Here is a 25,082-nt window from a genome sequence, read left to right as displayed (position 1 = left end):
GTATGGACTTCGCACTTATCATGTTTATCGCGCTGGTCATCACCGGCGTGATCTGGCTGCTGGATAGTTTGTTTTTCAAACCGAAACGTCCCAAAGATGCCAAGCTGCCGGTATTGACCGAGTACGCCAAGAGCTTTTTCCCGGTGATTCTGGCGGTATTCATGCTGCGCTCATTTCTGGTGGAGCCGTTCAAAATACCATCCGGCTCGATGATACCGACCCTGCTGGTGGGAGATTTCATTCTGGTAAACAAGTACACCTACGGCATCCGCCTGCCCATTATCAACAAGAAAATCATCAATGTAGGCGAGCCAAAAAAGGGCGATATCATGGTGTTCCGTTACCCCAAGGATCCATCGCTTGACTATATCAAGCGCGTGGTCGGTGTGCCAGGTGATACGGTGACCTACAGCAACAAACGCCTCACCATCAATGGACAGGCGCTGGCAACCACAAATGATGGTTCATATAGCTATATCGGCAGGGGGCTGAATTATGTCACCACCGAGCGCTACAAGGAGCAGCTTGGCCAGCATCTGCATAGCATCATTACTCAGTCCGACCGTCCCAGTATCGATTTGAGCCAGGTGGACAGCCAGTTTCCGCACCGTGAAAATTGCGATTACAATGACGCAGGTTTCACCTGCAAGGTACCCCAGGGTTATTACTTCATGATGGGCGATAACCGTGATGACAGTACCGACAGCCGCTACTGGGGCTTTGTCCCGGAACGCAACATTGTTGGTCGCGCCTTCATGGTGTGGTGGAATTTTGATCATCTCAAACGTATTGGCCACATCCTTGAATAAGGAAAATAGCATGCAAAAGCAAAAGGGAGCTACGCTGATCGGGATGCTGTTGGTGGGCATCGTGATTGTGTTCGCGGCGATTGTCGTCATGAAAATAGTGCCGGCTTATATCGAGTATTTTTCAGTCAAGAAAGTGTTCAGCGCCATGGCGGCCGATCCAGCGATGAAAGACGCCACTTCACAAGAAGTCCGCTCGTCCTTTGCGCGTCGCTCTGATGCTGGCTACGTCACTGTAGTCAAACCCGATGATCTGGACATCTCGCGTGCGAGCGGCCAGTTGGTGGTTTCCGCCAAGTACCGGGTAGAAAAACCATTGTTCGGTAATCTTGGCATATATATGGATTTTTCCGCTTCGACCGCACCCGGGACCGCGCAATAGCGCGAAGCTTCTGACTTGGCAGCGATTGAACAGGCGTTAGGCTATACATTTCTACAACCGCGTCACCTGCATCAGGCATTGACGCATCGCAGTTTCGGCACGCCGCATAACGAGCGCCTGGAATTCCTCGGCGACAGTGTGCTGAATTGCGCCATTGCACATCTGCTGTATATCCATTTTCCGGATTTGCCGGAAGGCGTGCTGTCCCGCTTGCGCGCCAATCTGGTGCGCAAGCAAAGCCTGTTTGAAATTGCGCTCACGCTGGAACTGGGGACGCTGCTGAAGATGGGCGACGGCGAAGTAAAAAGCGGCGGCCGCAATCGCCCATCCATCCTTGCTGATGGACTGGAATCGCTGTTCGGGGCGGTTTTCCTGGATGGCGGCTTTGCCGAAGCGGAGCGCGTCATTCATGCGCTGTATGATTCGCGATTGGCAGACATCAACCCCGATCTGCCAGCCAAGGATTCCAAGACGCTGCTCCAGGAGATCCTGCAAAGCCGCAAACTGCCCTTGCCAATCTATGAATTGGCGGGGACTGCCGGCGATGCCCATGCGCAAACTTTCCGGGTGACCTGCAGCGTACCGGCATTGCGGATTTGTACGCAAGGCGAAGCTGCCAGCCGCCGTGCGGCCGAACAAACGGCCGCGCGGGCCGCCTATAATCTGATAGTGGCTGCCGCCAAGGACAGTTTCTGAATTCAAATGGGATGCGCAGGAAATGCTGCATGTAGCGCCAGGATGGGTTGCACGGCTGTTGTGTTTTTTTGATAGCAAGCTCTAAACAGGATACAAAATGCATACAGCCGAGTCAGATTTCCGTACCGGGTACATTGCCATCGTCGGCCGTCCCAATGTGGGTAAATCCACGTTGACCAATCACATTGTCGGTGCCAAGGTCAGCATCACCTCGCGCAAGGCACAGACTACCCGCCATCGCATACATGGTATTTACACAACGCCTGACGCGCAGTTCATTTTTGTTGATACGCCCGGCTTTCAGACCAAATACAGTAATGCGCTCAACCGCAGCATGAACAAGACTGTCGTGGATGCGCTGCGATCTACAGACGTCGTGCTGTTCGTGCTGGATGGCACCCACTTCGACGCGCGCGACCGTCAGGTGGTGGCATTGCTGCCGCGCGACATGCCGGTGATTCTGGTGTTGAACAAACTGGATCTGATCAAGGACAAGGACCAGCTGTTGCCGTTTATCGCGCAGATGAGCGAGGTGTTTCCGTTTGCCGCCGTGGTGCCGTTGTCGGCACGTGACGGTGACAATGTGCCGGGCCTGATGGGAGAAATACGCAAGCACCTGCCAGAAGCGCCGCCGATGTTTGATGAAGATGAAATCACCGACAAGAGCGAGCGCTTTCTGGCGGCCGAAATCGTGCGCGAAAAAGTGTTCCGCCTGTCCGGCGAAGAGGTACCCTATTCAGCCAGCGTGATTATCGAAAAATTCGAGCAGGAAGGCGAGATGCGCCGCATTTTTGCCGGTATTCTGGTCGACAAGCCTAACCAGAAAGGCATCCTGATCGGCCATCAGGGAGCCAAGCTCAAGGAGATCGGCACCGCCGCGCGCCTGGATATGGAAAGGCTGTTCGGCGGCAAGGTTTATCTGGAGCTATGGGTCAAGGTCAAAGGTGGCTGGGCAGATAGTGAACGCATATTGAAACAGCTGGGTTATGAATGAATGCTCGTCCCGCCACATTTTCACAGGAGCGCAGCCGCGTAGATAACGCTGCCGGCTTTGTGCTGCACAGTTATCCGTTCCGTGAAACCAGCCTGATTGTGGAAACCTTCACCCGTGCGCATGGGCGGGTCGCCCTGGTAGCACGCGGTGCGCGGCGGCCACGCTCGCAATTGCGCGGCCTGGTGCAGTCGTTTACGCCGTTGCTGCTGTCATGGGCTGGCAAGGGCGAGTTGCGCACGCTGCACCGTGCCGAGTGGCAGGGCGGGCTGGCATTGCCGCAGGGCATGGGGCTGCTGTGCGGATTTTATCTGAACGAACTGATGCTGAAACTGTTGGCGCGCGAAGACCCGCATGAGAACCTGTTCACTGATTACCAGGCCGCGTTGCAGGCTTTGTCCAGCGCGATGCCGCAAAGCGCCTATGCTGCCATCCTGCGCCGTTTCGAAAAACGGCTGCTGGCGGAACTGGGTTACGCGCAACCGTTCGAATTCGAGGCGGATTCCGGGCAGGCCGTGCTGGCGCAACAGGATTATGTCTATGTGCTCGATCGCGGTGCGCTGCCTGCCCAACGCGCCCATGGTCACGCTGACATGCAGTTGTCCGGCAAGACACTGCTCGACATGGCGGCAGACGATTACCATGACCCGGTTACCCTGATGCAAAGCAAGCAGCTTATGCGGCTTATTATCAACCATCACCTGGGCGGGCAAACCCTGCATGCCCGTGAACTTTTGAAGGACCTGCAACAGCTATGATCCAGCTCGGCGTCAACATCGACCACATCGTCACCATCCGCCAGGCGCGCGGCACGCGCTACCCCAGTCCGGTGCAGGCCGCGCTGGTGGCTGAATCCGCCGGTGCGGACGCGATTACCCTGCATCTGCGCGAAGACCGCCGCCACATCCAGGATCACGATGTGGATACCCTGAGCCGAGTGCTCACCACGCGCATGAATCTGGAAATGGCGGTGACTGACGAGATGCTCGGCATTGCCTGCCGCGTCAAACCGCAGGACGCCTGCCTGGTGCCGGAGCGGCGCGAAGAGCTCACTACCGAAGGCGGGCTGGACGTGGCCGGCCAGCTTGACAAGATCAAGCGTGCCTGCGGCGTGCTGGGCGAGGCCGGAATCCGTGTTTCGCTATTTATCGATGCCGACCCGCGCCAGCTCGACGCCGCACGCGCCTGTGACGCGCCGGTGGTGGAAATTCATACCGGCCGTTTTGCCGATGCACACAGCCGCGCAGATCAGGCCGGTGAATTGCAGCGGATTGTTGCAGCAGTGGAATACGGCAATCGCATCGGCTTGCAGGTGAATGCCGGGCACGGCCTGCACTACCATAATGTACAGGACATCGCTGCCATCCCCGGCGTGGCAGAGCTTAATATCGGCCACGCGATTGTCGCGCATGCGTTGTTTGTGGGCTGGGAAGCAGCCGTGCGCGAGATGAAGCGGTTGATGCTGGTTGTCGCACCGGAGTCACGCGGCGATTAAGCCGTGGAAGTGCGCTTGCGTTGGTGAGAATTGTATAATCATTCAGGATCAAAGCCGTTGCGCAAATTCCTCGAAGTCGTCTATGGGTAGGGGCCGGCTGAAGAAATAGCCCTGATAGGCATGGCAGCCTGCACTTGCCAGAAACTCTTGTTGCGCCTCTGTTTCAACACCCTCTGCGATCACACCCAGCCCCAGGTTCTGGGCCAGTGCGACGATGGTTCTGGCTATGGCGGCATCGTTGGGGTCGCTGAGCACGTCGCGCACAAAAGACTGGTCGATCTTTAAATGGTCCAGCGGCATGCGCTTCAGGTAGGACAACGAGGAATACCCGGTGCCGAAATCATCAAGAGAGAAGCCCACGCCCTTGGCCTTCAGCGCGAACATTTTCTCGATAATGTCCTGCACGTTGTCTACCAGCAGGCTTTCGGTCAGTTCCAGTTTCAATCGATGCGGATTGGCGCCCGTGTTTTTGAGCGTTGACAGCACTTGATCGACGAAATCGGCCTGGCGGAATTGGTGGGCGCTGACATTCACCGCAAGGGTGAGATCAGCCATCCTGGGTTGGCCGGCCCATACGGCTAATTGGGTGCAAGCAGTTTCCAGAACCCATAGACCCAGTGGCAAAATCAATCTGGTTTCTTCGGCCAGGGGAATGAATTCGGCAGGAGACACCAAGCCGCGCTGGGGGTGCTGCCAGCGCACCAGTGCTTCGGCGCCGGTGACGCGGCCTGCGCCCACCACCTGGGCCTGATAGTGCAGCAGGAATTGATTTTCCTCGATTGCCCTGCGCAAATCCGTTTCCAGATTGGCTCGTGCGACCACGCTGGCCTGCATGGCCGGATCAAAGAAATGGATGGCATTGCGTCCGCTTTCCTTGGATTTGTACATGGCGAGATCGGCTTGTTTCACCAGGTCATCGATACTTACCAGATGACCTCTGAACAAGGAGGCACCGATACTTGGCGTAATGTGGTAAACCAAACTGTTGAGCTGATATGTCTGGTTCAGGGCGGAGCGAATTTTTTCGCAGACTGTTTTGGCTCGGGTGGCGGCATCTATTTCAGACGTACTCAGGTCCGACAGCATGACCACAAATTCATCGCCGCCCAGCCGCGCCACGGTTTCTCCCGCACGAATGCATGCGCTCAGGCGTTGTGCAACCTGCTTCAGCAGCAAGTCGCCCATATCATGGCCGAGGGTATCGTTAAGGGTCTTGAAATTATCGAGATCGATCAACAGCAGCGCACCGAAACTGCCGCTGCGGGTACTGGTGGACATGGCCAGATTCAGGCGATCCAGCAGGAGTGTCCGGTTGGGCAGACCGGTCAACTGGTCAAAGAAGGCCAGTTCATTGATCTTTTCTTCGGCTTTCTTGCGTTCGGAAATGTCGAAATGCGTACTGATGTAATGAGTGACGGTATGATCATCGTCCTTCACCGCAGTAATGGAGAGCCATTTGGGGTATATCTCGCCATTTTTGCGGCGGCCCCATATTTCTCCCTGCCATCCGCCGGTACGGTGGATGCTTTTCCACATGGAGCGGTAAAATTCTGCGTCATGACGACCCGATTGAAGCAGATGCGGTGTTTGACCAATAACCTCCGCCGATGTGTAGCCGGTGGTCTCGGTAAAAGTCCGGTTGATTCGCAAGATTACAGTGTTGGCATCGGTCACCATCATGCTTTCCTGCGACTCAAAAGCCGCGGCGGCTATACGGAGTTGAGCAATATTGCGTTGCTGGGAATCGACCATGGCATTGAATTCCTGTGCCACGGCTACGATTTCACTTGGACCTTCAGTTGCTGCCCTGACCTCGAAGTTCCCGCCTTGAACTGCTTGCGCAGTTCTTTCCAGTTTCGCCACCGGTTTGGCAATCCGGCGTGCAATGGTAATGGCTAGAACAAACAGCAAGACAATGACGGCCAGTACGATAACCGTGGCGGTTATCGTACGCTGTCTGGCCTCGGCATAAATCGTCGACACGGGTACGCCCACATAGGCAATCCACCCTGCTTCCGGCATCGACACCACCGAAAAGTAACGCGTCACGCCGTCCGCCGCCTGGCTTTCAAATTCGCCATTACCTGTTTTGACAATCTGTCTCGCCGCATCCGCTTTCGGCCGCGTACCTATGGCAGCCTGGTCAGAATCGCGCCAGACCAGCATGCCATCCTGGCTGAAGAAGCCGTAGTGGCTCCCGGCTGGCAGCATATGAGCAGGAATCCTTGGATCAAGGACTTGCAGGTCGAGAGGAAGGTTGACCGCCCCGACCATTTCGTGACGCTCGTTCCAGATCGGTGCGCTCAGAACGGAGACCCACTTGTGGGAAATCGGACCGAAAAACGGTTGCCCGACCGTGAAGCGTTTTTCCTTCAGAAACTTCTGGAACCATGGCGTTTTCCGGAAATTAATCGATTTGCTATCAGGATGCGGCACTGCAGAGCAGATTACTTGTCCCGCCATATCCGTATAACCGATATTGGCGTAGTAGGGATTCAGGATTAACAGTTCCTTGAGTATCCCATCACATTTTTTGGGGTCAATCTGCCTGATGAGCGGACGCGTAGCCACGCGTTCAAGAAGCTGGCGTTTATCGGCAATCCTGCCGCCCGTGTTTATGGCTATCGTGCTCGCCAATGTTCGCAGAGAAGTCTTGGTGTAAGCGATGGTCTGCTGCATGTCGGAATAAATGACATAGCCTACGGTCGCCACGAGTGGGACGGACACTGCCAGGACCAACAGCAGGAGATGGGTTCGGATCGAAAATGTGCGCACGGCCCTATATACCCAGGCAGATTGTATTCATATGACATTAACGGTGCGAACAAGTATTTTCTGGAGGGTGGCAGCTTCTAATCCAGACAGAATCATTGGCGTCAACTTAAGTTGTCGCGATGAAAGGATAAGTTCATTCAAGTCGCAGCTCGCTGGATTGGATGGTAGTTTATTCGATGGCGTTGGTTACGGCGCACCTGCCAACATGTGCTTTAATGAGGGTTCCATCCACCCGCAAGGAGTTGACCATGAGTTGTAATGTTGGCGGCATAGACCGCGCACTGCGCATCATTGTTGGTATCGTGCTGATTGGCCTGGCGGTAACGGCCAGGATCGGCGTGTGGGGCTACATCGGCGTGGTACCGCTCGCTACTGGCCTGATTGGCTGGTGCCCGGCCTATTTGCCGTTCGGTATCAAAACCTGCAAGACCAGGTAATTTTGCGTATTTTTCAAGAGGCGATGCCGCTGGCGTCGCCTTTTTTATCATGATGTTTGATCCAGTATTCTGCCATGCACATTTCCAGCCAGTTTGATTCCGGCGCGATTGAAATTGTCGCCGCCGCCGACCCTGCCGACATCCGTCTCAATATCCGCAGCGACAGTGCCGCCGAATTCCGCCAGTGGTTTCACTTCCGGGTGAGCGGCGTCGCCGGGCAGGCACTGGTGATGCGCCTGCTCAATGCAGGTAACTGCACTTACAGCGCCGGCTGGCATGGTTACCAGGCTGTCGCCAGCTACGACCGCCGCCACTGGTTTCGCGTGCCCACTACATACGACGGGCAAGTGCTGACTATCAGCCACTCTGCCGAGTGCGACAGCGTTTATTATGCCTATTTCGAACCGTATTCATGGGAGCGCCATCTCGACCTGATTGCCCAGGCTGCACCGGACCTGCGCGTCACGCGTCTGGGAAGCAGTTTGCAAGGCCGGGATATCGACAAGCTCAGTTGGGGCAGCGGTGCGCAGCAAGTGTGGATCATCGCGCGCCAGCACCCGGGCGAAACCATGGCCGAATGGCTGGTCGAGGGATTGATCGAACGTTTGCTAGACCCTGCCGATCCGGTGGCGCGCAAGCTCGCGCAACTGGCCACGCTGCATATCGTACCCAACATGAACCCGGACGGCGCCGCGTTGGGCAATCTGCGCAGCAATGCAGCAGGCGCCAATCTCAATCGCGAATGGATGACCCCCAGCCCGGAAAAAAGTCCGGAAGTCCTGCATGTGCGGCAGGCCATGCATGCCAGCAGTGTGGATCTGTTCCTGGATATCCACGGTGACGAGACCATTCCGTATGTCTTCACTGATGGTTGCGAAATGATCCCCGGCTATGCCGCCAGCCTGGTGGCGCGACAGGAAGGATTCCTGTCGCGTCTGCTGCAGGCCAGCCCGGATTTTCAGCGCGAACACGGCTACGCGCCGGATCGCTTTTCCGATGAGATGCTCACCCTGGCCTCCAAGTATGTGGGGTATACCTTCGACTGCGCATCACTTACGCTGGAAATGCCGTTCAAGGACAACAACAATCTGCCGGATCCTGTACATGGCTGGAGCGCCACGCGCAGCAAACGGCTGGGCGCAGCCTTGCTGGAAGCCGTATTGGCGCATTGCATAAACAGCAAGCCTGAAACGATTTGACACAACTTGATACACAATCCTGTCCCCCGGCAGTTGGACCAAGCGCGTTATCTGTACTGTGGTTGTACTCAATCACATAAACCACTTACAGGAGATACCGCAATGTTTAAATCCACTTTGATTGCTGTTGGTGCTGTGTTCGCCATTACTGTTTTGCCTGCTGCCTACGCAGCCGATGGCGGCATCCATCAAGATAACCAGGCGATCCACGCCGACCAGCATGCTGTACGCCAGAATGTGCGCGACATTCACCAGGATCGACGCGAACTGCGCCATGAAAAACGTGAGGGAGATGCCGCAGGCGTTGCCAAACAGCGTCACGAGTTGGCTCATGACCGGGCCAAACTGCATCACCAGCGTCGCCATTTGAGCCATGCGCGCCATGATCGGCAGCATGACCGCATGGAGCGTCGTCACGATAAGCATGCCAGCTAAGTTTTATTCAAGCCGATAAAAACCGCACTTTCAAGTGCGGTTTTTTTTGTTTCCTGCGCCTGGTGACGCTTCTGTATACAGACAAAACATGCGTGGTGTATTCTCTGCATGGCATGAACGAGGTATGTTCATGCAGGCATATAAAGACAGACGCCGGGAACTGTTTAACCCGGACGTCTAAAAAATCAATAATTGTTTTCAGGGAGAGAACACATCATGACGACAGCCAATCCGTATCAGGTTCCGCAATCCAATGTCGACTATCAAGGCCAGGACGATTATTCAGAAGTAAAGCTTCTGTCGATTAGTGGCCGAATCGGTCGTTTGAGATATCTGGGTTACAGCATGGGCTACGGCATGCTGATCTACATGGCTTTCGCAGTTTTGGGAGGCATCACGATTGCCATGGGATTGCCGCGCGGAATATTTATGGGCCTGGTGGGGTTTGGCTATTTCCTGGTTCTGGCAATGTCCTTGATGCTGACAATTCAGCGTGCGCATGATTTCAATAAAACCGGCTGGCTCGCCCTGTTGGTCTTTATTCCATTGATAAACCTGATTTTCTGGTTTATTCCGGGCACCGAAGGCGAGAACCGTTTTGGCAAGCAGACGCCGCCCAATCGGGGCGTGCTGGTATGGGTGGTGATCGGCATTGTCGGCATCGCAATCATCGGCATACTCGCGGCCATCGCAATCCCCGCATACCAGACATATGTGCACAGAGCGCAAGCGGCAGCACAAAACAATCTGCCCGCACCGGCTGCCCGGCCTGAGTAATTTTCGGTTTGCTTGATACCTATCGTGCGATCGAGACGCCGGAAGGCGTCGAATTAAGGCTGCGCGTCGCCGGTCCGGTGGTGCGCAGTCTCGCCTGGGCGATTGATTTGCTGGTCCGTGGCGGTATTTATATTGCGCTATCCATTGTTTTTTCCATGTTCGGAAAATTTGGTTGGGGATTGCTGCTGGTTGGATTGTTTTTGATCGAATGGTTTTATCCTGTGCTGTTCGAGGTGTACCGGCATGGGGTGACGCCGGGCAAGCGCAGCATGGGACTGTGTGTGGTCAACGACGACGGTACGCCCGTCGGCTGGTCGGCTTCGATGATTCGTAATCTCCTGCGCTACGTGGATTTCCTGCCGGTGTTGTATGGCTTTGGACTGGTTTCCATGTTGCTGCATCCCGATTTCAAGCGTCTTGGAGATATTGCCGCCGGGACGCGTGTGGTATACCGGGATGCGGCACAGAAGGTGGCTCAGGTCCCTGCCGTTCCAGCCCGGCCACCGCACTTTCCGCTGAATCTGGAAGCCCAACGTGCGGTGATCAATTTTGCCGAACGTTCTCAGGAAATATCACCGGAGCGTATGGAGGAACTGGCGGGCATCGTATTCCCGCATAGCGGAAACCAGCACGGTAGCGGCATCAACCAGCTTCACGCGACAGCCAACTGGCTACTGGGCAAGAAAAGTTAAACCGAAATGAAACAGCAAGATTTCGAAATCCGGCATGAAGCCCTGTGGCAGCGCATGGAAGGACTGCTGGTGGCGCTCGAACAGCAGCGCAGGACAAAGCGTTCGCAACTGCCCGCGGATATAGGCGCATTCCCGCAGGATTACCGGCAGATTTGCCATCATCTGGCGCTGGCAAGGGAACGTCAGTATGCAACCTATCTGATCGACCGCCTCGACCGGCTGATGGTTGACGGCCATCGGCATTTGTATCGGGCGCGCAGTTTTTTTCTGTCCCAGACATTGCATTTTATCGGCGCCGGTTTTCCGGCATTGATCCGTGCCGAAGCGCGCCTGCTCTGGCTGTCTTTCGCGCTGTTATACCTGCCGGCTCTGCTGATGGGTATTGCGCTGCAGTATGAACCGCAAATGGTTTACACCATGCTGGACCACCACAATCTGGCTTCCATCGAGAGCATGTACAACCCGGGTGCGGCGCATATCGGCCGTGAACGCCAATCGGATGGAAACTTTTTGATGTTTGGCTATTACATCAAGAACAATATCGGGATCAGTTTTCAGACATTCGCGGGCGGATTGCTATACGGCCTGGGCAGCATTTTTTATCTGGTCTACAACGGATTGTTTCTCGGCGCGGTGGCGGGACATTTGACGCGCATAGGCTATGGCACAACATTTTATCCGTTTGTGGTGGGGCATGGCGCCTTTGAATTGACGGCGATTGCCTTGTCGGGAATGGCCGGACTGAAAATGGGCCTGGCATTACTGGCCCCGGGCGACAAAACGCGTTTGAACGCCTTGCGCGATGCGGCGCAGGTCAGCATTCGTATCGTCTATGGCGTGGTTGGCATGTTGTTGATTGCCGCATTTCTTGAAGCATTCTGGTCATCCTCCGCAGCGATCGCACCGGTAGTGAAATATACGGTAGGGGCGCTGCTGTGGTTGCTTGTTGCAGGCTACTTCATGTTGATGGGGCGCAATCGTGCAGCTTGATTCGGTTACTGTTGCATTGCGCCCGCGCAAGCCTTGGGAAGCGATCGATCTTGGCTTCAGCATGGTGCATCGCTGGTGGAAGCCGGTATTCAGTGCATGGCTGGCAGTGGTGTTGCCGGTTGCCGTGGTCATCAATCTGCTGTGCTGGGAAGTGCAATGGCTGGCGCCGCTGCTGATATGGTGGTTAAAGCCTTTATTCGACCGTATCCCGCTCTATATTTTAAGCCGCGCCACATTCGGCGATACGCCGGGAATCAAGGAAACCATCAGGGCCGTGCTGCCATTGTGGCGCCGGAGTTTTGTGTGGGATTTGACGCTCGGCCGCTTCAACATGGCGCGCTCATTCAATATGCCGGTAAGGGACCTGGAAGGCTTGCATGGCAAGGCACGCAGGCAACGCCTGAAAGTTCTGCAAAAGAAGACGCGTAACGGTGCAGTGTGGCTGACTATCGTTTGTGTCAACCTGGAAGTCGTGCTGAATATCGCCTTGTTCGCGCTGCTCTATTTATTGTTGCCGCAGGCCATGCAGCAGGATTTTTTCAAACTGTTTTTCGCCACCAGCGGCCAGGCGGCCTGGCAGGATGTATTGCAACATGTTTTTTATCTGGTTGCGATGACGGTGATGGAACCGTTTTATGTCGCTGGCGGTTTTGCGCTCTACCTTAATCGCCGCACGCTGCTGGAAGGCTGGGATATCGAAATTGCTTTCCGGCGTATTGCCCAGCGCCAGCAGCCTTCCGAAAAATCGGTGCCAGCCGGAACGGCGCTCATGTCCATATTGATGATCTGTGCGTTAGGCGGCGTATTCGCTTTGCCAGGCCAGACCCAGGCTGCGGTTGTTGCACCAGCATCCATTCCGGCATCGCAGACTGTTGTCGCAACAGAGACAACCCAACAACTGAAGCAACGAATTTCCAGCGTGCTGAAACAACCCGAGTTTGAAACCGGAAAAGTCGAGCAGCACTGGAAATATATAGGCAAGCGCGCTCAGAAAAAACAACCGGACGACACGCCTGCCTGGCTGAAATTTCTGGCCAGGATTGTTCCGGGCATGGCGCGCGTTTTCGAAGGCTTGTTGTGGCTGGTGCTCGCTGCCGCCATCGTCTGGCTGATTGTAAAACGTGAGCGTTGGCTCGGTTGGTTTGGCTGGTTCGGGCATCAGCCGGCAGCCACGGCCACGCCACCTGTGCAGGCGCTTTTCGGCCTGGATATCCAGCCGCAATCGTTACCGGAGAATATCGCAGAGACGGCCTGGAAGCTGTGGCAGGATGGCCAGCCTCGCAACGCGCTGGGCCTGCTTTACCGGGGTGCGCTTGCGCATTGGGTGACGCGGGAAAAAGTAGTGCTGGGGGCCAATGCCACGGAGGGAGAATGCATCCGTTTGTTCCGTAGCGGCGCGACACAGGAAACCGGCGACTATTTCTGTCTGCTAACCACTGCCTGGCAAAGCATTGCCTATGCCGATCGCCATCCCAATGCGGAAGCAATGCAGCAGTTGTGCCGCAATTGGGATGTTCATTTCGGACGCACGCCATGAGCGCCAGACCCTGGCTGATTGCCGTTTTGCTCGCAGTACTGACGGGGGCGGGCGGCTATTGGTTTTACCGGAATTTTGAGCTGGTTTCCGACAAAGTACAGGTCGGTTACCAGGGTGAGGCACGTGACAACCCGCTGCTGGCAGCCACACGTTTCCTGAACACCAAAAAGAATTCTGCGCGGAGCATGCCCAGCCTGTCGGGCCTGCCGCCAACCGGCGCTACGCTGGTAATGCCGAGCGAGCGCTATGAGATGGGCCCGCAGCAGGCCGCACAATTGTTAGGCTGGGTACGCGCGGGCGGCCATCTGATCGTCATTCCGGCCGACACTGCCGAAAACGAAAAAGCGCAAGACTGGTTATTGGACGGATTAGGGGTGCGGCGTGTAAATAATCCAGCCAGGGCACGTGAAGCTTTTGTGCCGACCAATGTGGACATCCCCGCGGCCAGCGATTTCATGCAGGTGACTTTCAAGCCATGCACCACGCTGGCATATCGCAACCAGAAAACGCATGCCGTCATGGTGGGTGACATGGATGGGCATCTGCTGCGCTACCGCTTGGGTGCCGGCGATCTGACGGTTTTGAGCGATGCTGATTTTATGCGCAATGCATCCATTGGGCGTTACGACAACGCTGCGTTTCTGTGGTATCTGACCCATCATCAGCGCGAGGGTGAAATCTGGCTGATCTACAGCGGGGATATGCCGCCGCTGTGGAAATGGCTGGGCATGAACGCCTGGACGGTATTGGTCAGCGCAGCCGCGCTGCTGATCGCATGGCTATGGTCAAGCAGTCGTGGATTGGGCCCGAAGCGCGCGATGCCGTCGCTGGCACGGCGGCGCCTGCTGGACCACATCGTCGCCAGCGGGCGTTTTCTGTGGCAGCAGGGTCAGCGTGCAAAACTGTTGAATGGCACGCGCGCGGCCTTGCTGCGGATGCTGGAATCCAGGCACCCGGCGCTGGCCAGTCTGCCCCCTGCTGCGTTGGCGATACATCTCGCTGAATTGTCGAAAACGACGCCTGACACGATTCAAAAAATCCTGTTCAATCAATACGCCCCGAATGAAACCGAGTTTACCGAAGCAATCATCCTGCTGGAGACGATAAGGAAAAAGCTATGAATGAAACCACCCCATTGGAAGCAGAAGCCGCCACGGCAACCAGTAAAATTGCGCAGGCAAGCGCGATTGCGCAACGCATGCGTGCCGAAATAGCCAAAGCCTTGATCGGGCAGACAGACACCGTGGATCAGGTGTTGATCGCCCTGTTTGCAGGCGGCCATGTCCTGATTGAAGGCGTACCGGGACTCGGAAAAACCTTGCTGGTGCGCGCCTTGGCAAAAACTTTTGACGGCGCATTTGCGCGCATCCAGTTCACCCCGGATCTCATGCCATCCGATATTACCGGCCATGCACTCTATGATCTGAAAAGCGAGCAGTTCAGCATCCGCAAAGGGCCGATCTTTACCAATTTGCTATTGGCGGATGAAATCAACCGCGCACCTGCCAAAACCCAGGCGGCGTTGCTGGAAGTGATGCAGGAATGCCAGGTCACGATCGAAGGCCAATCCATGACTTTGGCGCCGCCGTTCATGACATTGGCAACGCAGAACCCGATCGAACAGGAAGGTACCTATCCACTGCCGGAAGCACAGCTTGACCGGTTTTTGCTCAAGATATTGATCGGCTATCCAGGCGAAGACGAGGAGAAATCCCTGGTGGCCAGCGTGACGGCCGGGCAGACCGGTGACGCGCTCAATGTCGAACGTGTGGCCACGGTTATCAAGCCGCAGACGGTGCTGGGGATACAGCGGATCGTGGCGAGTTTGCGTGTCGATCAGCAAGTGAATGATTACGCCGTGCAAATAGTACGCCAAACCCGCGAGTGGCCGGGGATCGCCATCGGCGCTGGGCCGCGCGGCGGCATTGCCCTGATCCGTGCGGCGCGTGCACAGGCATTGCTGGCCGGGCGTGATTTTGTTACGCCGGATGACGTCAAGTCAGTATCAATCGCAGCCCTGCGCCATCGCATCATGCTGCGGCCGGAACTGGAAATCGAAGGCCAAAGTGCGGACGATGTCCTCAAGGCCATGCTGGAAAAAGTGAAAGCGCCGCGCGCGTGATACCCGCACGGCGGCTGTTCTACTTGCTGTGGTTGTGGCTGGCTATAGGCGTGGCCGCGGCATTCTGGCCGGTGCTGGTGATGGTCTGGATCGGTGGCGGTGTACTGATATTGCTGGCCGCAGGCCTCGATCTGCTTGCTTCATTGCGGCAAGCTGAAATAACCGTCGTGCGGCAGGTTTCCGCTACGCTCGCTCTGGGCGTTTGGAGTGAGGTTCGGCTGCGTGTGCGGCAGGCAAAAAAATCGCCTGTCACTGTGGAAATTTTCGATCACTTTCCGGCGCAGGTCGAAGTCCGGGGGATGCCGGTCCAGACACGGATTCCCGCTTCCGGCTGGGTCGAAATCAGCTACGAAGTCAGGCCAACAGAACGTGGCGAACAGTGTTTTTCTGCAACCCGGTTACTGATTTTGTCACCATTGCGGCTGTGGCGTCGCAGCCATATGGCGGGTGCGCGTGAATGCGTCAAGGTGTATCCAAACTTTGCTGCGATGACCAGTTACGCATTGCTCGCCACCGACAACCGGCTCAGCATGATGGGCATACGTTTGCGCCAGCGTCGCGGGGAAGGGCTGGAGTTTCACCAGTTGCGCGAATACCGGACCGGCGACATGCTGCGACAGATCGACTGGAAAGCCACATCGCGCCTGAAAAAATTCATCTCGCGCGAGTATCAGGATGAGCGCGACCAGCAGGTGGTGTTCCTGATCGATTGCGGGCGCCGCATGCATGCCAGGGACGGCGAACTGAGCCACTTCGACCATGCGCTCAATGCAGTACTGTTACTGTCTTATGTGGCGTTAAGGCAGGGCGATACTGTCGGGTTGATGGCATTCGGCGGCCGCCCGTGTTATCTGCCGCCGCGCAAGGGCGCAGGCGTGATTAACAGCCTGCTCGATACCGTCTACGATTTGCAGGCAGGCACCAGCAGTCCGGATTTTTTGAAAGCGGCGACAGAATTGATGTCGCGTCTCAACAAGCGCTCGCTGGTCGTGCTGGTGACCAATCTGCGCGATGAAGATAATGACGAACTGCTGCCCGCATTACACTTGATGCGGCAACGTCATCTAGTGCTTCTGGCCAGTCTGCAGGAACGCATTATCAATGACGTCCTGTCCGAACCGGTCCAGGATTTCAGCGCCGCCTTGCGCAATAGTGCAACGCATATTTATCTGGAAGAACGGCGCAAGGCACATGAGGCCATCAAGGCGTACGGGGTACTGGGCGTCGATGTCGAGCCGGAGAAGTTGCCCGTGGCATTGGTGAATCGCTATCTGGATATCAAGCGTAGCGGGCGTCTGTAAGTCCGCCGCAGACAGGGCGAACGACGCTGGTGTTCCGCGCTAAAACAGCTACGCACGCCAATCCAAACCTACTACCGATTCCAGCCCAAAGCGGTCAGTCGTATTGATTTAAAAGCTGGGGATGAGCGAAGACGGTTAACGACCCAAAGACGATGTTCGTGCTATTGGAAATAAGTTTTTCAACGTCGTGGCCGATTAGCCTGCACAGATTCTGGAGCAAGGCCGGTTGAACGCAAAGTTAAATTTTCAAAGGACCTTGGTAGCAAGCTCCGCCCATTCATCGAAGTTAGTCCTCGCGGGTATAGACCAGTTGTTTGCGCCACCACCATAAAGCCTTCTCACGCACAGTTCTCGAATTCCCGATGCCACTTCGAGCAGCTCGGGCAGAGCTTTCCAGAGCGCTTCGACAATTTGTAAGTCGGGCACGATGCCGTCATGCACTAGGTCATTACGCTTGTTACGCGCCTGGCAAAGCGCCTTGTGACATTCCTTGCTGATGATCTTCGAGAGTCGTAGAAGCTGATGTTTTGCCCAAATATTCTTAAGCTGCTTTTCCCGCTTAAGATGGTCATGACACTTAGCAACACGAGCGGGGAAAGTGCTCTTGTTTTTAACGTAGTATTCTGTCCATAGGTAGTCTGTAAGCTGCTCCACGGTTATCCAAAGGTTATTGAGTGCGTCACTGTTATTCCGATACACCATGGCTGTGTAGCCGTTCAAGAGAAAAAATGGAGAGAAGTTGTGGATGGCCTTAACGACTTGTTGCCCCTGACTGTAAGCTTCTTGTATCTCCGTCACCATCAACACCCTTGGAAACATCAAAGGCTGTAGTCGATCAGTTATGACGGCCCCGTTAAACCGCAGTCGGGTATGAAGGGATAGCGTGTAGGCAAATAGCCTTATCCCGTCCTGCAAAGAACCGACGACAAGAGCATTCGAGTGAAGCACCTCCGTATGGACACCTCCTAGCAAAAGGCTACAAAGAATCTCGTTAAGCTTGTTAACGCCATCAGCCTTGCATGGGAAGTCTTCACATTGGGGAATTGCTACTGCCCCGTCATAGCTGATAAGCGCAGGTATTCCGCACGGAGTGCCTAACGGGAGGGTTGCAACGACTTCTGCCAGCTTATTGCCATCGTAGAAATTTGCATTGATCTGATCGAGAGAGATATTCAATCCAGAGGCTTCATCACGATAGACTGCCGAATATGGGAGCAGATAGGCCATCCATGCGGGGTTATACGATGGAATACTGGAGAGGGGTTGCGTGTAACCCGGAGGGGCATCTTCCTGTTTAATCCAGTCCCCCTGATGCCAAACGTATGAATCATCGGGCTTTGGTCTAATGTCTTCAGAAAGCATGGTGGGGATGTTCCGGTTGTTCAGAGTATGCGGATCAATGCCATCCTCAAACGCATGGATCTGACCCGTTTCTGCATCTTGGTAGTGCTTCATCCATCCTCCAGCGTTGCCACCAAATATTCGCCACAAATTTGTTTGTCTGGCCTATCCTGATCTCGACTGGAAATTCAGGAAATTCAGGGTCAGGTCTAGATATGATGTGATGCATCCTCTGGTTCGTATTATCTAGAAATTCAGGGTCAGGTCTAGAAATTCAGGGTCAGGTCTAGATATGATGTGATGCATCCTCTGGTTCGTATTATCTAAAGTATTAAAGCGGCGAGATTATCTGTCAATCTACCCAAAAGAAGTATTCCTTCTCAATATTTTCTCACTGAATGGCCGCTGTTTGCATATTAGGGTCTGTCATTTTGGTAGCCCATCTGACCGCTTGTTGGCACTTCTGCGACTTTCAGTATCTAGCGTAACCATACCGTTAGAGGTGACGCGTTTTGACTGGAACCACTAGCGGTTTTGAGCTGGAATCGGCGGTGCCTCACCGTCGAGGTAATACCAGCGTCCGTCTTCACGCACAAAGCGGCTCACTTCATGCAAGCGTTGCGCTCTGCCAGCCAGTTTGCTGCGCGCCACAAATTCGACTGTGGCATGGTTTTCATCCTGAATGTGATGGGCAAGAATTTTCAGTCCCAGCCATTTCGGCTGCGGCGAGGCAAGGAAATCAAGGGAAGCGGGGCGGGTGGAGATATGCCAGCTGGATAACAGATAAGCTTCATCCTGCAACGTAAAGGCGGTGTAGCGTGAGCGCATCAGTGCTTCTGCGGTAGGTGCGGCCTCGCCTGCGAGATAGCGGCCGCAGCATGAATCAAGGGTGAACGTGGCACCGCACGGGCAAGCCGTTGCGCCCAGTGGGGACAAATTTATTTGCCGTTGCGTTTTTGCCACTGCCAGTAAATGGTAATTGCCAGAACGACGAAGATGATCACGCCTGCGCTGAGATATTTCAGGTATTCCTTGAGGAGTAGTTCATTCCCGCCGATGAAGTAGCCGAGCAGGGTCAGTACGCTGGACCAGAGACCGGCGCCGAGGCTGGTATAGAGTGCAAACGCCGCGATGTTCATGCGCGCCAGTCCGGCGGGCAAGGAAATCAGGTGGCGGATGCCGGGAATCAGGCGGCCGGTGAAAGTGGAAATTTTGCCGTGGCGCTCGAAAAAAACATCTGTCTTGTGCAGCAATGCCGGGCGCACGAAAAAATATTTGCCGTAGCGTTCGAGGAACGGCCGTCCTACCCAAAGTGCAAAGGCGTAGTTGAGCGAGGCGCCTGCCAGACAGCCCAGGGTGGCCGAGATCAGCACCAGGGGCAAGCTCAGGTGTCCCTGATAGGCAAGATAGCCTGCCGGGATCAGCACCAGCTCGGAAGGCACCGGCAACACGGTGGATTCCAGCGCCATCAGGATGAATATGCCGGCATAGCCCCAGCCATGGACGGTGGCAAGTAGCCAGGTAATGAATTCATGCAGCATCTCCATGAAATCAGACCTGCGCGCCGTCGGCGGCCACGCCTTCTTTGGGCTTGTTGTCCTTGATGAAGTGTTCGCGTTTGACGCCGAGCATGAGCAGTATCGGCGAAGCCACCAGCACCGACGAGTAGATGCCGAACATGATGCCGATGGTGAGGGCGAGGGCAAAGTTGTGCAACGCTTCGCCGCCCAGGAACAGCATCGACAACACCATCATCTGCGTCATCGCATGGGTGATGATGGTACGGCTCATGGTGGTGGTGATGGCGCTGTCGATGATGTCGGGGATCGATGCCTTGCGCATCTTGCGCAGGTTTTCGCGGATCCGGTCGAAAACCACCACCGATTCGTTCACCGAGTAGCCGAGCACTGCCAGTACGCCGGCGAGAACCGTAAGGGTGAATTCCCACTGGAAGAACGCGAAACAGCCGAGGATGATGACGACGTCATGCACGTTGGCGATGATGGCCGAGAGTGCAAAACGCCATTCAAAGCGTAGCGCCAGATAAATCAGGATGCCGATCGCCACGACCACCAGCGCCAGCGCGCCATTGTTGTAGAGTTCCTTGCCGACCTGCGGGCCTACGAAATCGACGCGTTTCAGTTCCACTGCGGGATCTTGCGCCTTCAATGCCGCCATGACGATATCACTGCTTTTGGCGCTGCTGGTTTTGCCTTTCAGCGGCAGGCGGACAAGCACATCGTGCGTCGTGCCGAAAGTCTGCACCGATACTTCAGGCAGGGCAGTATGTGCCAGTGTAGTGCGGATGGTATCCAGCTGGGCCGGTTGAGGGTACGACACTTCCATCACCGTGCCGCCGGTGAAGTCCACCCCCAGATTCAGGCCTTTACTCGCCAGCGCCCATACTGCGAAGATAAAGGTGAGCAGGGAAATGGCCGTGGTCACCTTCCCGTAGCGCATGAACGGGATGTCTTTTTTGAGTCTGAAAAATTCCATGACGGATACCTTAGATGGAAACTTTGGCCAGACGCACGGTGCGGCCATAAGTGAGGTTGACCATGGCACGCGATACTGTCACCGCGCTGAACATGGAGGTCAGGATGCCCAGACACAGCACCACGGCAAAGCCGCGTACCGGCCCCGAGCCCAGCCAGAATAGTGCGACACCGGCAATCAGGGTGGTGATGTTGGAGTCCATAATGGTGCCCCAGGCGCGGTCGTAGCCGGCATGAATGGCGGCCTGCGGCGAATTGCCGTTGCGCAGTTCTTCCCGGATACGCTCGTTGATCAGCACGTTGGCGTCAATCGCCATACCCAGCGTGAGTGCGATACCCGCCAGACCCGGCAGGGTCAGCGTGGCTTGCATCATGGACAGCAGCGCTACCAGGAACAGGCCGTTGAACGCCAGCGCCAGGGTGGAGAAAACCCCCACCAAGCGGTAATAGAACATCATGAAGATGGCAACCGCTGCAAAGCCCCACAAGTTGGAATGAAAGCCTTTTTTGATGTTGTCTGCACCCAGGCTGGGGCCCACGGTACGTTCTTCGACAATGTTCATCGGCGCTGCCAGCGCGCCGGCGCGTAACAGCAGCGCGTCGTCGGAAGCTTCCTGGGCTGAGTCCATGCCGGTAATCTGTACCCGGCCACCACCGATTTCCTCGCGTATCACCGGTGCGGTAATCACCTCGGCTTTACCCTTTTCGATCAGCAGGATGGCCATGCGCTTGCCCACGTTGTCACGTGTGACATCCTTGAAGATGCGCGCGCCGCGGCTGTCCAGATTGATATGGACAGTGGCCTGGCCGGTTTGCTGGTCAAACCCGGGGGCCGCGTCGGTGATGTAATCGCCGGTCAGCACCACATTCTTTTTCACCAGTAATGGCTGGCCGCTGCGGTCCGTATAAAGGTCATCGCCAAATGGAACCTGGCCTTGCAACGCGGCGGTGACATCATGCTCCTCATCCACCATGCGGATTTCCAGCGTGGCGGTACGCCCCAGAATTTCCTTGGCCTTGGCGGTGTCCTGCACGCCGGGCAGTTGCACGACCACGCGATCCAGACCCTGCTGTTGAATAACAGGCTCGGACACGCCCAGTTCATTCACCCGGTTGCGCAGTGTCGTAATGTTTTGCTGAATGGCCAAATCCTGGGTGCGTGTTTGCGCTTCGGGACGGAGAGCAGCAATCAGTTTGTAGTCACCGCCACTGTCCTGTTCCGTGAGCAGCAGATCAGAAAAATTGCCGGAAATATATTTCCTGGCCTGTTCAAGTGTGGCCGCATCACTGAACCGGATTTCAACTTTCTGGCCGACACGATTGATGCCGTTGTAACGGATTTTCTGTTCACGCAGCTGGACGCGTAAATCGTTGTTATAACGGTCGGCGGCTTTATCCAGTGCTGCGGGCATATCCACCTGCATCAGGAAATACACGCCACCGCGCAAATCCAGACCCAGGAACATGGGCTTGGCGCCAATGGCAGTCAGCCAGGCAGGTGATGCCGGCAGCAGATTGAGCGCCACGCTGTAACCATCTCCAAAACGGGCCTGAAGCGCATCTTTGGCCTTGAGCTGGATATCGGTACTGGTGAAACGGACTTTGACACTATTGCCTTCGATGAAGGCACCTGCGTAAGGAATTTTCTGCGCCTTCAGTTCATCCTCGACCTGTTGCATCAGGGTCGCATCGGCCTTGATCGCAGTTCGTGTAGGCGACACCTGCACGGCAGGCACTTCGCCATAAAAATTGGGCAGCGTATACAGCACGCTGACTAACAGCACGACTGCAATGAGGATGTACTTCCAAAGCGGGAATCTGTTCACGGCGCGGCCTTCATACTGTTATGGATATGGGTACAGCGGATTACAGGCCCTTGATGGTGCCTTTTGGCAGCAGGGTTTGCACGGTGGCTTTTTGCACGTGGGTGACGACGCCATCGGCAATTTCAAGGCTGATGTACTGTTCGCCCATTTTGACAATTTTGCCTACCTGGCCGCCGCTGGTGACGACCTCATCGCCTTTTTGCAGCGATTCAAGCATGGTGCGCAATTCTTTGGCGCGTTTCATTTGCGGGCGGATAATCATGAAGAAAAACAGGACTGCGATAACCGCCAAAGGTAAAAAGCTCATCAGCTCACTGGTGGGGGATGCTGCAGCCGGTGCGGCGAAGGCGTTTGAAATCAGCATGGTTTTACTCCTTCAATAAATCGGGACATTCTAACATGACCCCGCGCGCTGCTCATGAAAGTGGGCAACGAAGTCGGCTAATGTACCTGTTTCAATTGCTGATCGCAGCCCGGCCATCAATTCCTGGTAGTAATGCAGGTTGTGAATGGTGGCCAGGCGCGCGCCGAGAATCTCGCCGCAGCGGATCAGATGGTGCAAGTAGGCACGACTAAAGTTACGGCAGCAATAACAGCCGCATTGCGCGTCTACCGGTGTGACGTCGGTGCGAAAGCGCGCGTTCTTGATGCGCAGGTCGCCGTGCCGGGTAAACAGGATACCGTGGCGCGCGTTGCGCGTGGGCAGCACGCAGTCGAACATATCCACGCCATGTTGCACCGATGCCACAATATCCTCCGGCGTGCCGACGCCCATCAGATAGCGCGGCTTGTGTTGCGGCAACTGCGGTGCCGTGTGGGCGAGGATGCGGCGCATGTCGTCCTTGGGCTCGCCCACGGAAAGCCCGCCGATGGCATAGCCGTCGAAATCCATGTCAGCGAGCTCGCGCAGCGATTCGTCGCGCAAATCTTCGTACATCCCTCCCTGCACGATACCGAACAGCGCATTCGGGTTGCCCGCATGGGCTACTTTGGAGCGCTCCGCCCAGCGCAACGACAGGCGCATGGAATACGCCGCTGCGTCGGGTTCGGCCGGATAGGGTGTGCATTCGTCGAAAATCATCACGATGTCGGAATTCAGCACTTTCTGAATCCGCATGGATTCTTCCGGTGTCAGGAACAGCCGGTCGCCATTTAGCGGCGAGGCGAATTTCACCCCTTCTTCGGTAATCTTGCGCAGTGCACCGAGACTGAATACCTGAAATCCGCCCGAATCGGTCAGGATGGGTCGATCCCATCCCATGAAACGGTGCAGACCGCCATGTATCTCAACGGCTTCCAGACCGGGGCGCAGCCACAAGTGAAAGGTGTTGCCGAGCACAATGTGCGCGCCGACCTCCTTGAGCTCCAGCGGCGACATGGCCTTGACTGTGCCGTAGGTGCCGACCGGCATGAAAGCGGGCGTTTCCACCGTGCCGTGGGCGAGGGTGAGCGTGCCGCGGCGGGCCAGGCCATCGGTGCGGTGCAGCTTAAATTCCATGGTTTTTTCTTTCGATCAGCATGGCGTCGCCATAACTGAAAAAGCGGTAGCGTTCGGCTATCGCGTGGGCGTAAGCACGGCGGATATGGTCCAGCCCGGCAAACGCCGACACCAGCATCAGCAGCGTGGATTTGGGTAGATGAAAATTGGTGAGCAAACGTTCCACCACTTTGAATTGGTAGCCCGGCGTGATGAAAATACTGGTTTCGCCTTCGCCCGCCAGCAAGGCTCCCGATTGTGCGGCGGCTTCCAGCGCACGCAGGCTGGTGGTACCCACGGCAATCACGCGTCCGCCATTCGCCTTGGCATGGGCAATCGCATCCACCGTAGTCTGTGGAATGGTGTAGCGCTCGCTGTGCATTTTATGCTCGGCCACATCGTCCACGCGCACCGGCTGGAAGGTTCCCGCACCGACATGCAGGGTCACATGGGCGCGGATCACGCCCATGGCGTCGAGTTGCGCCAGCATGGCTTCATCGAAATGCAGCCCGGCTGTGGGCGCGGCCACTGCACCGGGATGTCGTGCGTATACCGTTTGATAGCGCGCATCGTCCGAGCCATCGGCGGCCCGCTCGATATAGGGCGGCAGCGGCAGCGCACCATATTGATCGAGTACTTCCAGCACGCTCGCGTCGCCATCAAAGCGCAGCCGGTAAAGATCCTGCTCGCGCCCCAACACGGTTACCGTGACTGCATCCGCCACGCTGAGCGTACTGCCCGGCTGCGGCGCGTGACTGGCGCGGATGAATGCCAGCGCCTCCTTCTCGTCAGTAACGCGCTCGATCAGCAACTCCACCTGTCCACCACTGGCCTTGCGCCCATATAAACGCGCCTTGATCACCCGGGTATCGTTGAATACCATCACATCGCCACGGCGCAAATAGCCGGGCAGGTCGGTAAACCGGCAATCGGCAAGCTGGCCGTTCGCGCCATCCAGATGCAGCAGGCGGCTGGATGAACGCGAAGCGGTCGGAAACTGGGCGATAAGATCGTCAGGCAGAGAGAAATCGAAATCGGTCGTGCGCATATAGATGAAGGCTCAAAACAAGGCGCGATTATACCTTGTCATCATTGAGCATTGCCGGATGACGGCATTTCGAGGATAATTCGCCCTCTTTGATTCACCTCTCATGGCCGGGATGGCGGAATTGGTAGACGCAGCGGACTCAAAATCCGCCGGTGGTGACACTGTGGGGGTTCGAGTCCCCCTCCCGGCACCAAGGCAGCATATCGCAACATCTCATAAAGTCTCAAAAAGCCCGCGTTTTATGGCTTTAACGGCAGTCG

25 protein-coding genes and 1 tRNA gene are annotated in these 25,082 nt (G+C 56.0%); 17 read left to right on the top strand and 9 right to left on the bottom strand.

The features are described from left to right. Nucleotides 1-2: 2 nt before the first annotated feature. The 6 genes from lepB to pdxJ all read left to right on the top strand — a co-directional run bounded on the left by lepB (nt 3) and on the right by pdxJ (nt 4,370). Nucleotides 3-809 carry a signal peptidase I gene (gene lepB, locus ACYCZJ_RS07985; RefSeq protein WP_461553703.1) on the top strand — a complete coding sequence of 269 codons (807 nt, stop codon included), beginning with the start codon at nt 3-5 and terminating at the stop codon, nt 807-809. 10 nt (nt 810-819) lie between these two features. After that, nucleotides 820-1,188, top strand: coding sequence for a DUF4845 domain-containing protein (locus tag ACYCZJ_RS07980; RefSeq protein WP_461553702.1), 369 nt, complete (start codon nt 820-822; stop codon nt 1,186-1,188). Between the two features lie 15 nt (nt 1,189-1,203). After that, nucleotides 1,204-1,884 (top strand): ribonuclease III, encoded by a 681-nt coding sequence (gene rnc / locus ACYCZJ_RS07975; RefSeq protein ID WP_461553701.1) that lies wholly within the window; start codon nt 1,204-1,206, stop codon nt 1,882-1,884. Between the two features lie 97 nt (nt 1,885-1,981). Further along, nucleotides 1,982-2,878 carry a GTPase Era gene (gene era / locus ACYCZJ_RS07970; protein WP_461553700.1) on the top strand — a complete coding sequence of 299 codons (897 nt, stop codon included), beginning with the start codon at nt 1,982-1,984 and terminating at the stop codon, nt 2,876-2,878. After that, on the top strand, nt 2,875-3,633 hold the full coding sequence (gene recO, locus ACYCZJ_RS07965) for a DNA repair protein RecO (RefSeq protein WP_461553699.1): 759 nt from the start codon (nt 2,875-2,877) through the stop codon (nt 3,631-3,633). Before era ends, recO begins: the two co-directional genes overlap by 4 nt. Beyond that, a complete protein-coding gene (gene pdxJ / locus ACYCZJ_RS07960; protein ID WP_461553698.1) occupies nt 3,630-4,370 on the top strand; it encodes a pyridoxine 5'-phosphate synthase in 741 nt (246 codons plus the stop codon). Before recO ends, pdxJ begins: the two co-directional genes overlap by 4 nt. A 48-nt stretch (nt 4,371-4,418) precedes the next feature. Here the strand turns inward: pdxJ and ACYCZJ_RS07955 are convergent, their stop codons facing one another. Continuing rightward, the gene (locus ACYCZJ_RS07955; RefSeq protein WP_461553697.1) at nt 4,419-7,097 is read right to left on the bottom strand and encodes a bifunctional diguanylate cyclase/phosphodiesterase; all 2,679 of its coding nucleotides are present in this window, start codon (nt 7,095-7,097) and stop codon (nt 4,419-4,421) included. Between the two features lie 296 nt (nt 7,098-7,393). On the opposite strand from ACYCZJ_RS07955, the gene ACYCZJ_RS07950 reads away from it, so the two are divergent. The 10 genes from ACYCZJ_RS07950 to ACYCZJ_RS07905 all read left to right on the top strand — a co-directional run bounded on the left by ACYCZJ_RS07950 (nt 7,394) and on the right by ACYCZJ_RS07905 (nt 16,635). Further along, entirely contained in the window at nt 7,394-7,582 is a 189-nt protein-coding gene (locus tag ACYCZJ_RS07950) for a YgaP family membrane protein (RefSeq protein ID WP_461553696.1), read from the top strand. Between the two features lie 74 nt (nt 7,583-7,656). Continuing rightward, a complete protein-coding gene (locus ACYCZJ_RS07945; protein WP_461553695.1) occupies nt 7,657-8,781 on the top strand; it encodes a M14 family metallopeptidase in 1,125 nt (374 codons plus the stop codon). A 102-nt stretch (nt 8,782-8,883) separates the two neighbouring features. Then, nucleotides 8,884-9,216, top strand: coding sequence for a hypothetical protein (locus ACYCZJ_RS07940; protein ID WP_461553694.1), 333 nt, complete (start codon nt 8,884-8,886; stop codon nt 9,214-9,216). Nucleotides 9,217-9,432: 216 nt separating this feature from the next. After that, entirely contained in the window at nt 9,433-9,993 is a 561-nt protein-coding gene (locus tag ACYCZJ_RS07935) for a DUF805 domain-containing protein (protein ID WP_461553693.1), read from the top strand. Nucleotides 9,994-10,001: 8 nt separating this feature from the next. Then, a complete protein-coding gene (locus ACYCZJ_RS07930; protein WP_461553692.1) occupies nt 10,002-10,685 on the top strand; it encodes an RDD family protein in 684 nt (227 codons plus the stop codon). 6 nt (nt 10,686-10,691) lie between these two features. Then, a complete protein-coding gene (locus tag ACYCZJ_RS07925; RefSeq protein ID WP_461553691.1) occupies nt 10,692-11,675 on the top strand; it encodes a stage II sporulation protein M in 984 nt (327 codons plus the stop codon). Continuing rightward, nucleotides 11,665-13,212: a hypothetical protein gene (locus tag ACYCZJ_RS07920; RefSeq protein WP_461553690.1), complete on the top strand. Its 1,548-nt coding sequence runs from the start codon at nt 11,665-11,667 to the stop codon at nt 13,210-13,212. Before ACYCZJ_RS07925 ends, ACYCZJ_RS07920 begins: the two co-directional genes overlap by 11 nt. Beyond that, nucleotides 13,209-14,333: a DUF4350 domain-containing protein gene (locus ACYCZJ_RS07915; protein WP_461553689.1), complete on the top strand. Its 1,125-nt coding sequence runs from the start codon at nt 13,209-13,211 to the stop codon at nt 14,331-14,333. Before ACYCZJ_RS07920 ends, ACYCZJ_RS07915 begins: the two co-directional genes overlap by 4 nt. Next, a complete protein-coding gene (locus ACYCZJ_RS07910) occupies nt 14,330-15,334 on the top strand; it encodes an AAA family ATPase (protein ID WP_461553688.1) in 1,005 nt (334 codons plus the stop codon). Before ACYCZJ_RS07915 ends, ACYCZJ_RS07910 begins: the two co-directional genes overlap by 4 nt. Further along, on the top strand, nt 15,331-16,635 hold the full coding sequence (locus tag ACYCZJ_RS07905) for a DUF58 domain-containing protein (protein ID WP_461553687.1): 1,305 nt from the start codon (nt 15,331-15,333) through the stop codon (nt 16,633-16,635). Before ACYCZJ_RS07910 ends, ACYCZJ_RS07905 begins: the two co-directional genes overlap by 4 nt. Before the next feature lie 246 nt (nt 16,636-16,881). On the opposite strand, the gene ACYCZJ_RS07900 is transcribed toward ACYCZJ_RS07905, so the two are convergent. The 8 genes from ACYCZJ_RS07900 to queA form a co-directional block, all read right to left on the bottom strand. After that, entirely contained in the window at nt 16,882-18,090 is a 1,209-nt protein-coding gene (locus tag ACYCZJ_RS07900) for a hypothetical protein (RefSeq protein WP_461553686.1), read from the bottom strand. Between the two features lie 411 nt (nt 18,091-18,501). Next, nucleotides 18,502-18,912, bottom strand: a complete 411-nt coding sequence (locus tag ACYCZJ_RS07895) for a YchJ family protein (protein ID WP_461553685.1) — start codon at nt 18,910-18,912, stop codon at nt 18,502-18,504. A gap of 2 nt (nt 18,913-18,914) precedes the next feature. Further along, nucleotides 18,915-19,523 (bottom strand): DedA family protein, encoded by a 609-nt coding sequence (locus ACYCZJ_RS07890; protein ID WP_461553684.1) that lies wholly within the window; start codon nt 19,521-19,523, stop codon nt 18,915-18,917. 4 nt (nt 19,524-19,527) lie between these two features. After that, nucleotides 19,528-20,472 carry a protein translocase subunit SecF gene (secF, locus tag ACYCZJ_RS07885; RefSeq protein WP_461553683.1) on the bottom strand — a complete coding sequence of 315 codons (945 nt, stop codon included), beginning with the start codon at nt 20,470-20,472 and terminating at the stop codon, nt 19,528-19,530. A 10-nt stretch (nt 20,473-20,482) separates the two neighbouring features. Beyond that, complete coding sequence (secD, locus tag ACYCZJ_RS07880; RefSeq protein ID WP_461553682.1) at nt 20,483-22,297, bottom strand: protein translocase subunit SecD; 1,815 nt, start codon at nt 22,295-22,297, stop codon at nt 20,483-20,485. Nucleotides 22,298-22,337: 40 nt separating this feature from the next. Further along, nucleotides 22,338-22,661, bottom strand: coding sequence for a preprotein translocase subunit YajC (gene yajC, locus ACYCZJ_RS07875; protein WP_461553681.1), 324 nt, complete (start codon nt 22,659-22,661; stop codon nt 22,338-22,340). Nucleotides 22,662-22,691: 30 nt separating this feature from the next. Next, a complete protein-coding gene (gene tgt, locus ACYCZJ_RS07870) occupies nt 22,692-23,795 on the bottom strand; it encodes a tRNA guanosine(34) transglycosylase Tgt (protein WP_461553680.1) in 1,104 nt (367 codons plus the stop codon). Then, the gene (gene queA, locus ACYCZJ_RS07865; RefSeq protein WP_461553679.1) at nt 23,785-24,822 is read right to left on the bottom strand and encodes a tRNA preQ1(34) S-adenosylmethionine ribosyltransferase-isomerase QueA; all 1,038 of its coding nucleotides are present in this window, start codon (nt 24,820-24,822) and stop codon (nt 23,785-23,787) included. Before queA ends, tgt begins: the two co-directional genes overlap by 11 nt. Before the next feature lie 106 nt (nt 24,823-24,928). On the opposite strand from queA, the gene ACYCZJ_RS07860 reads away from it, so the two are divergent. Then, nucleotides 24,929-25,015, top strand: a tRNA-Leu gene (locus ACYCZJ_RS07860). The last annotated feature ends 67 nt before the right edge of the window (nt 25,016-25,082 follow it).

The organism is Sulfuriferula sp. (genome assembly GCF_054605375.1).
This window is presented reverse-complemented; position numbering and strand designations above follow the sequence as displayed.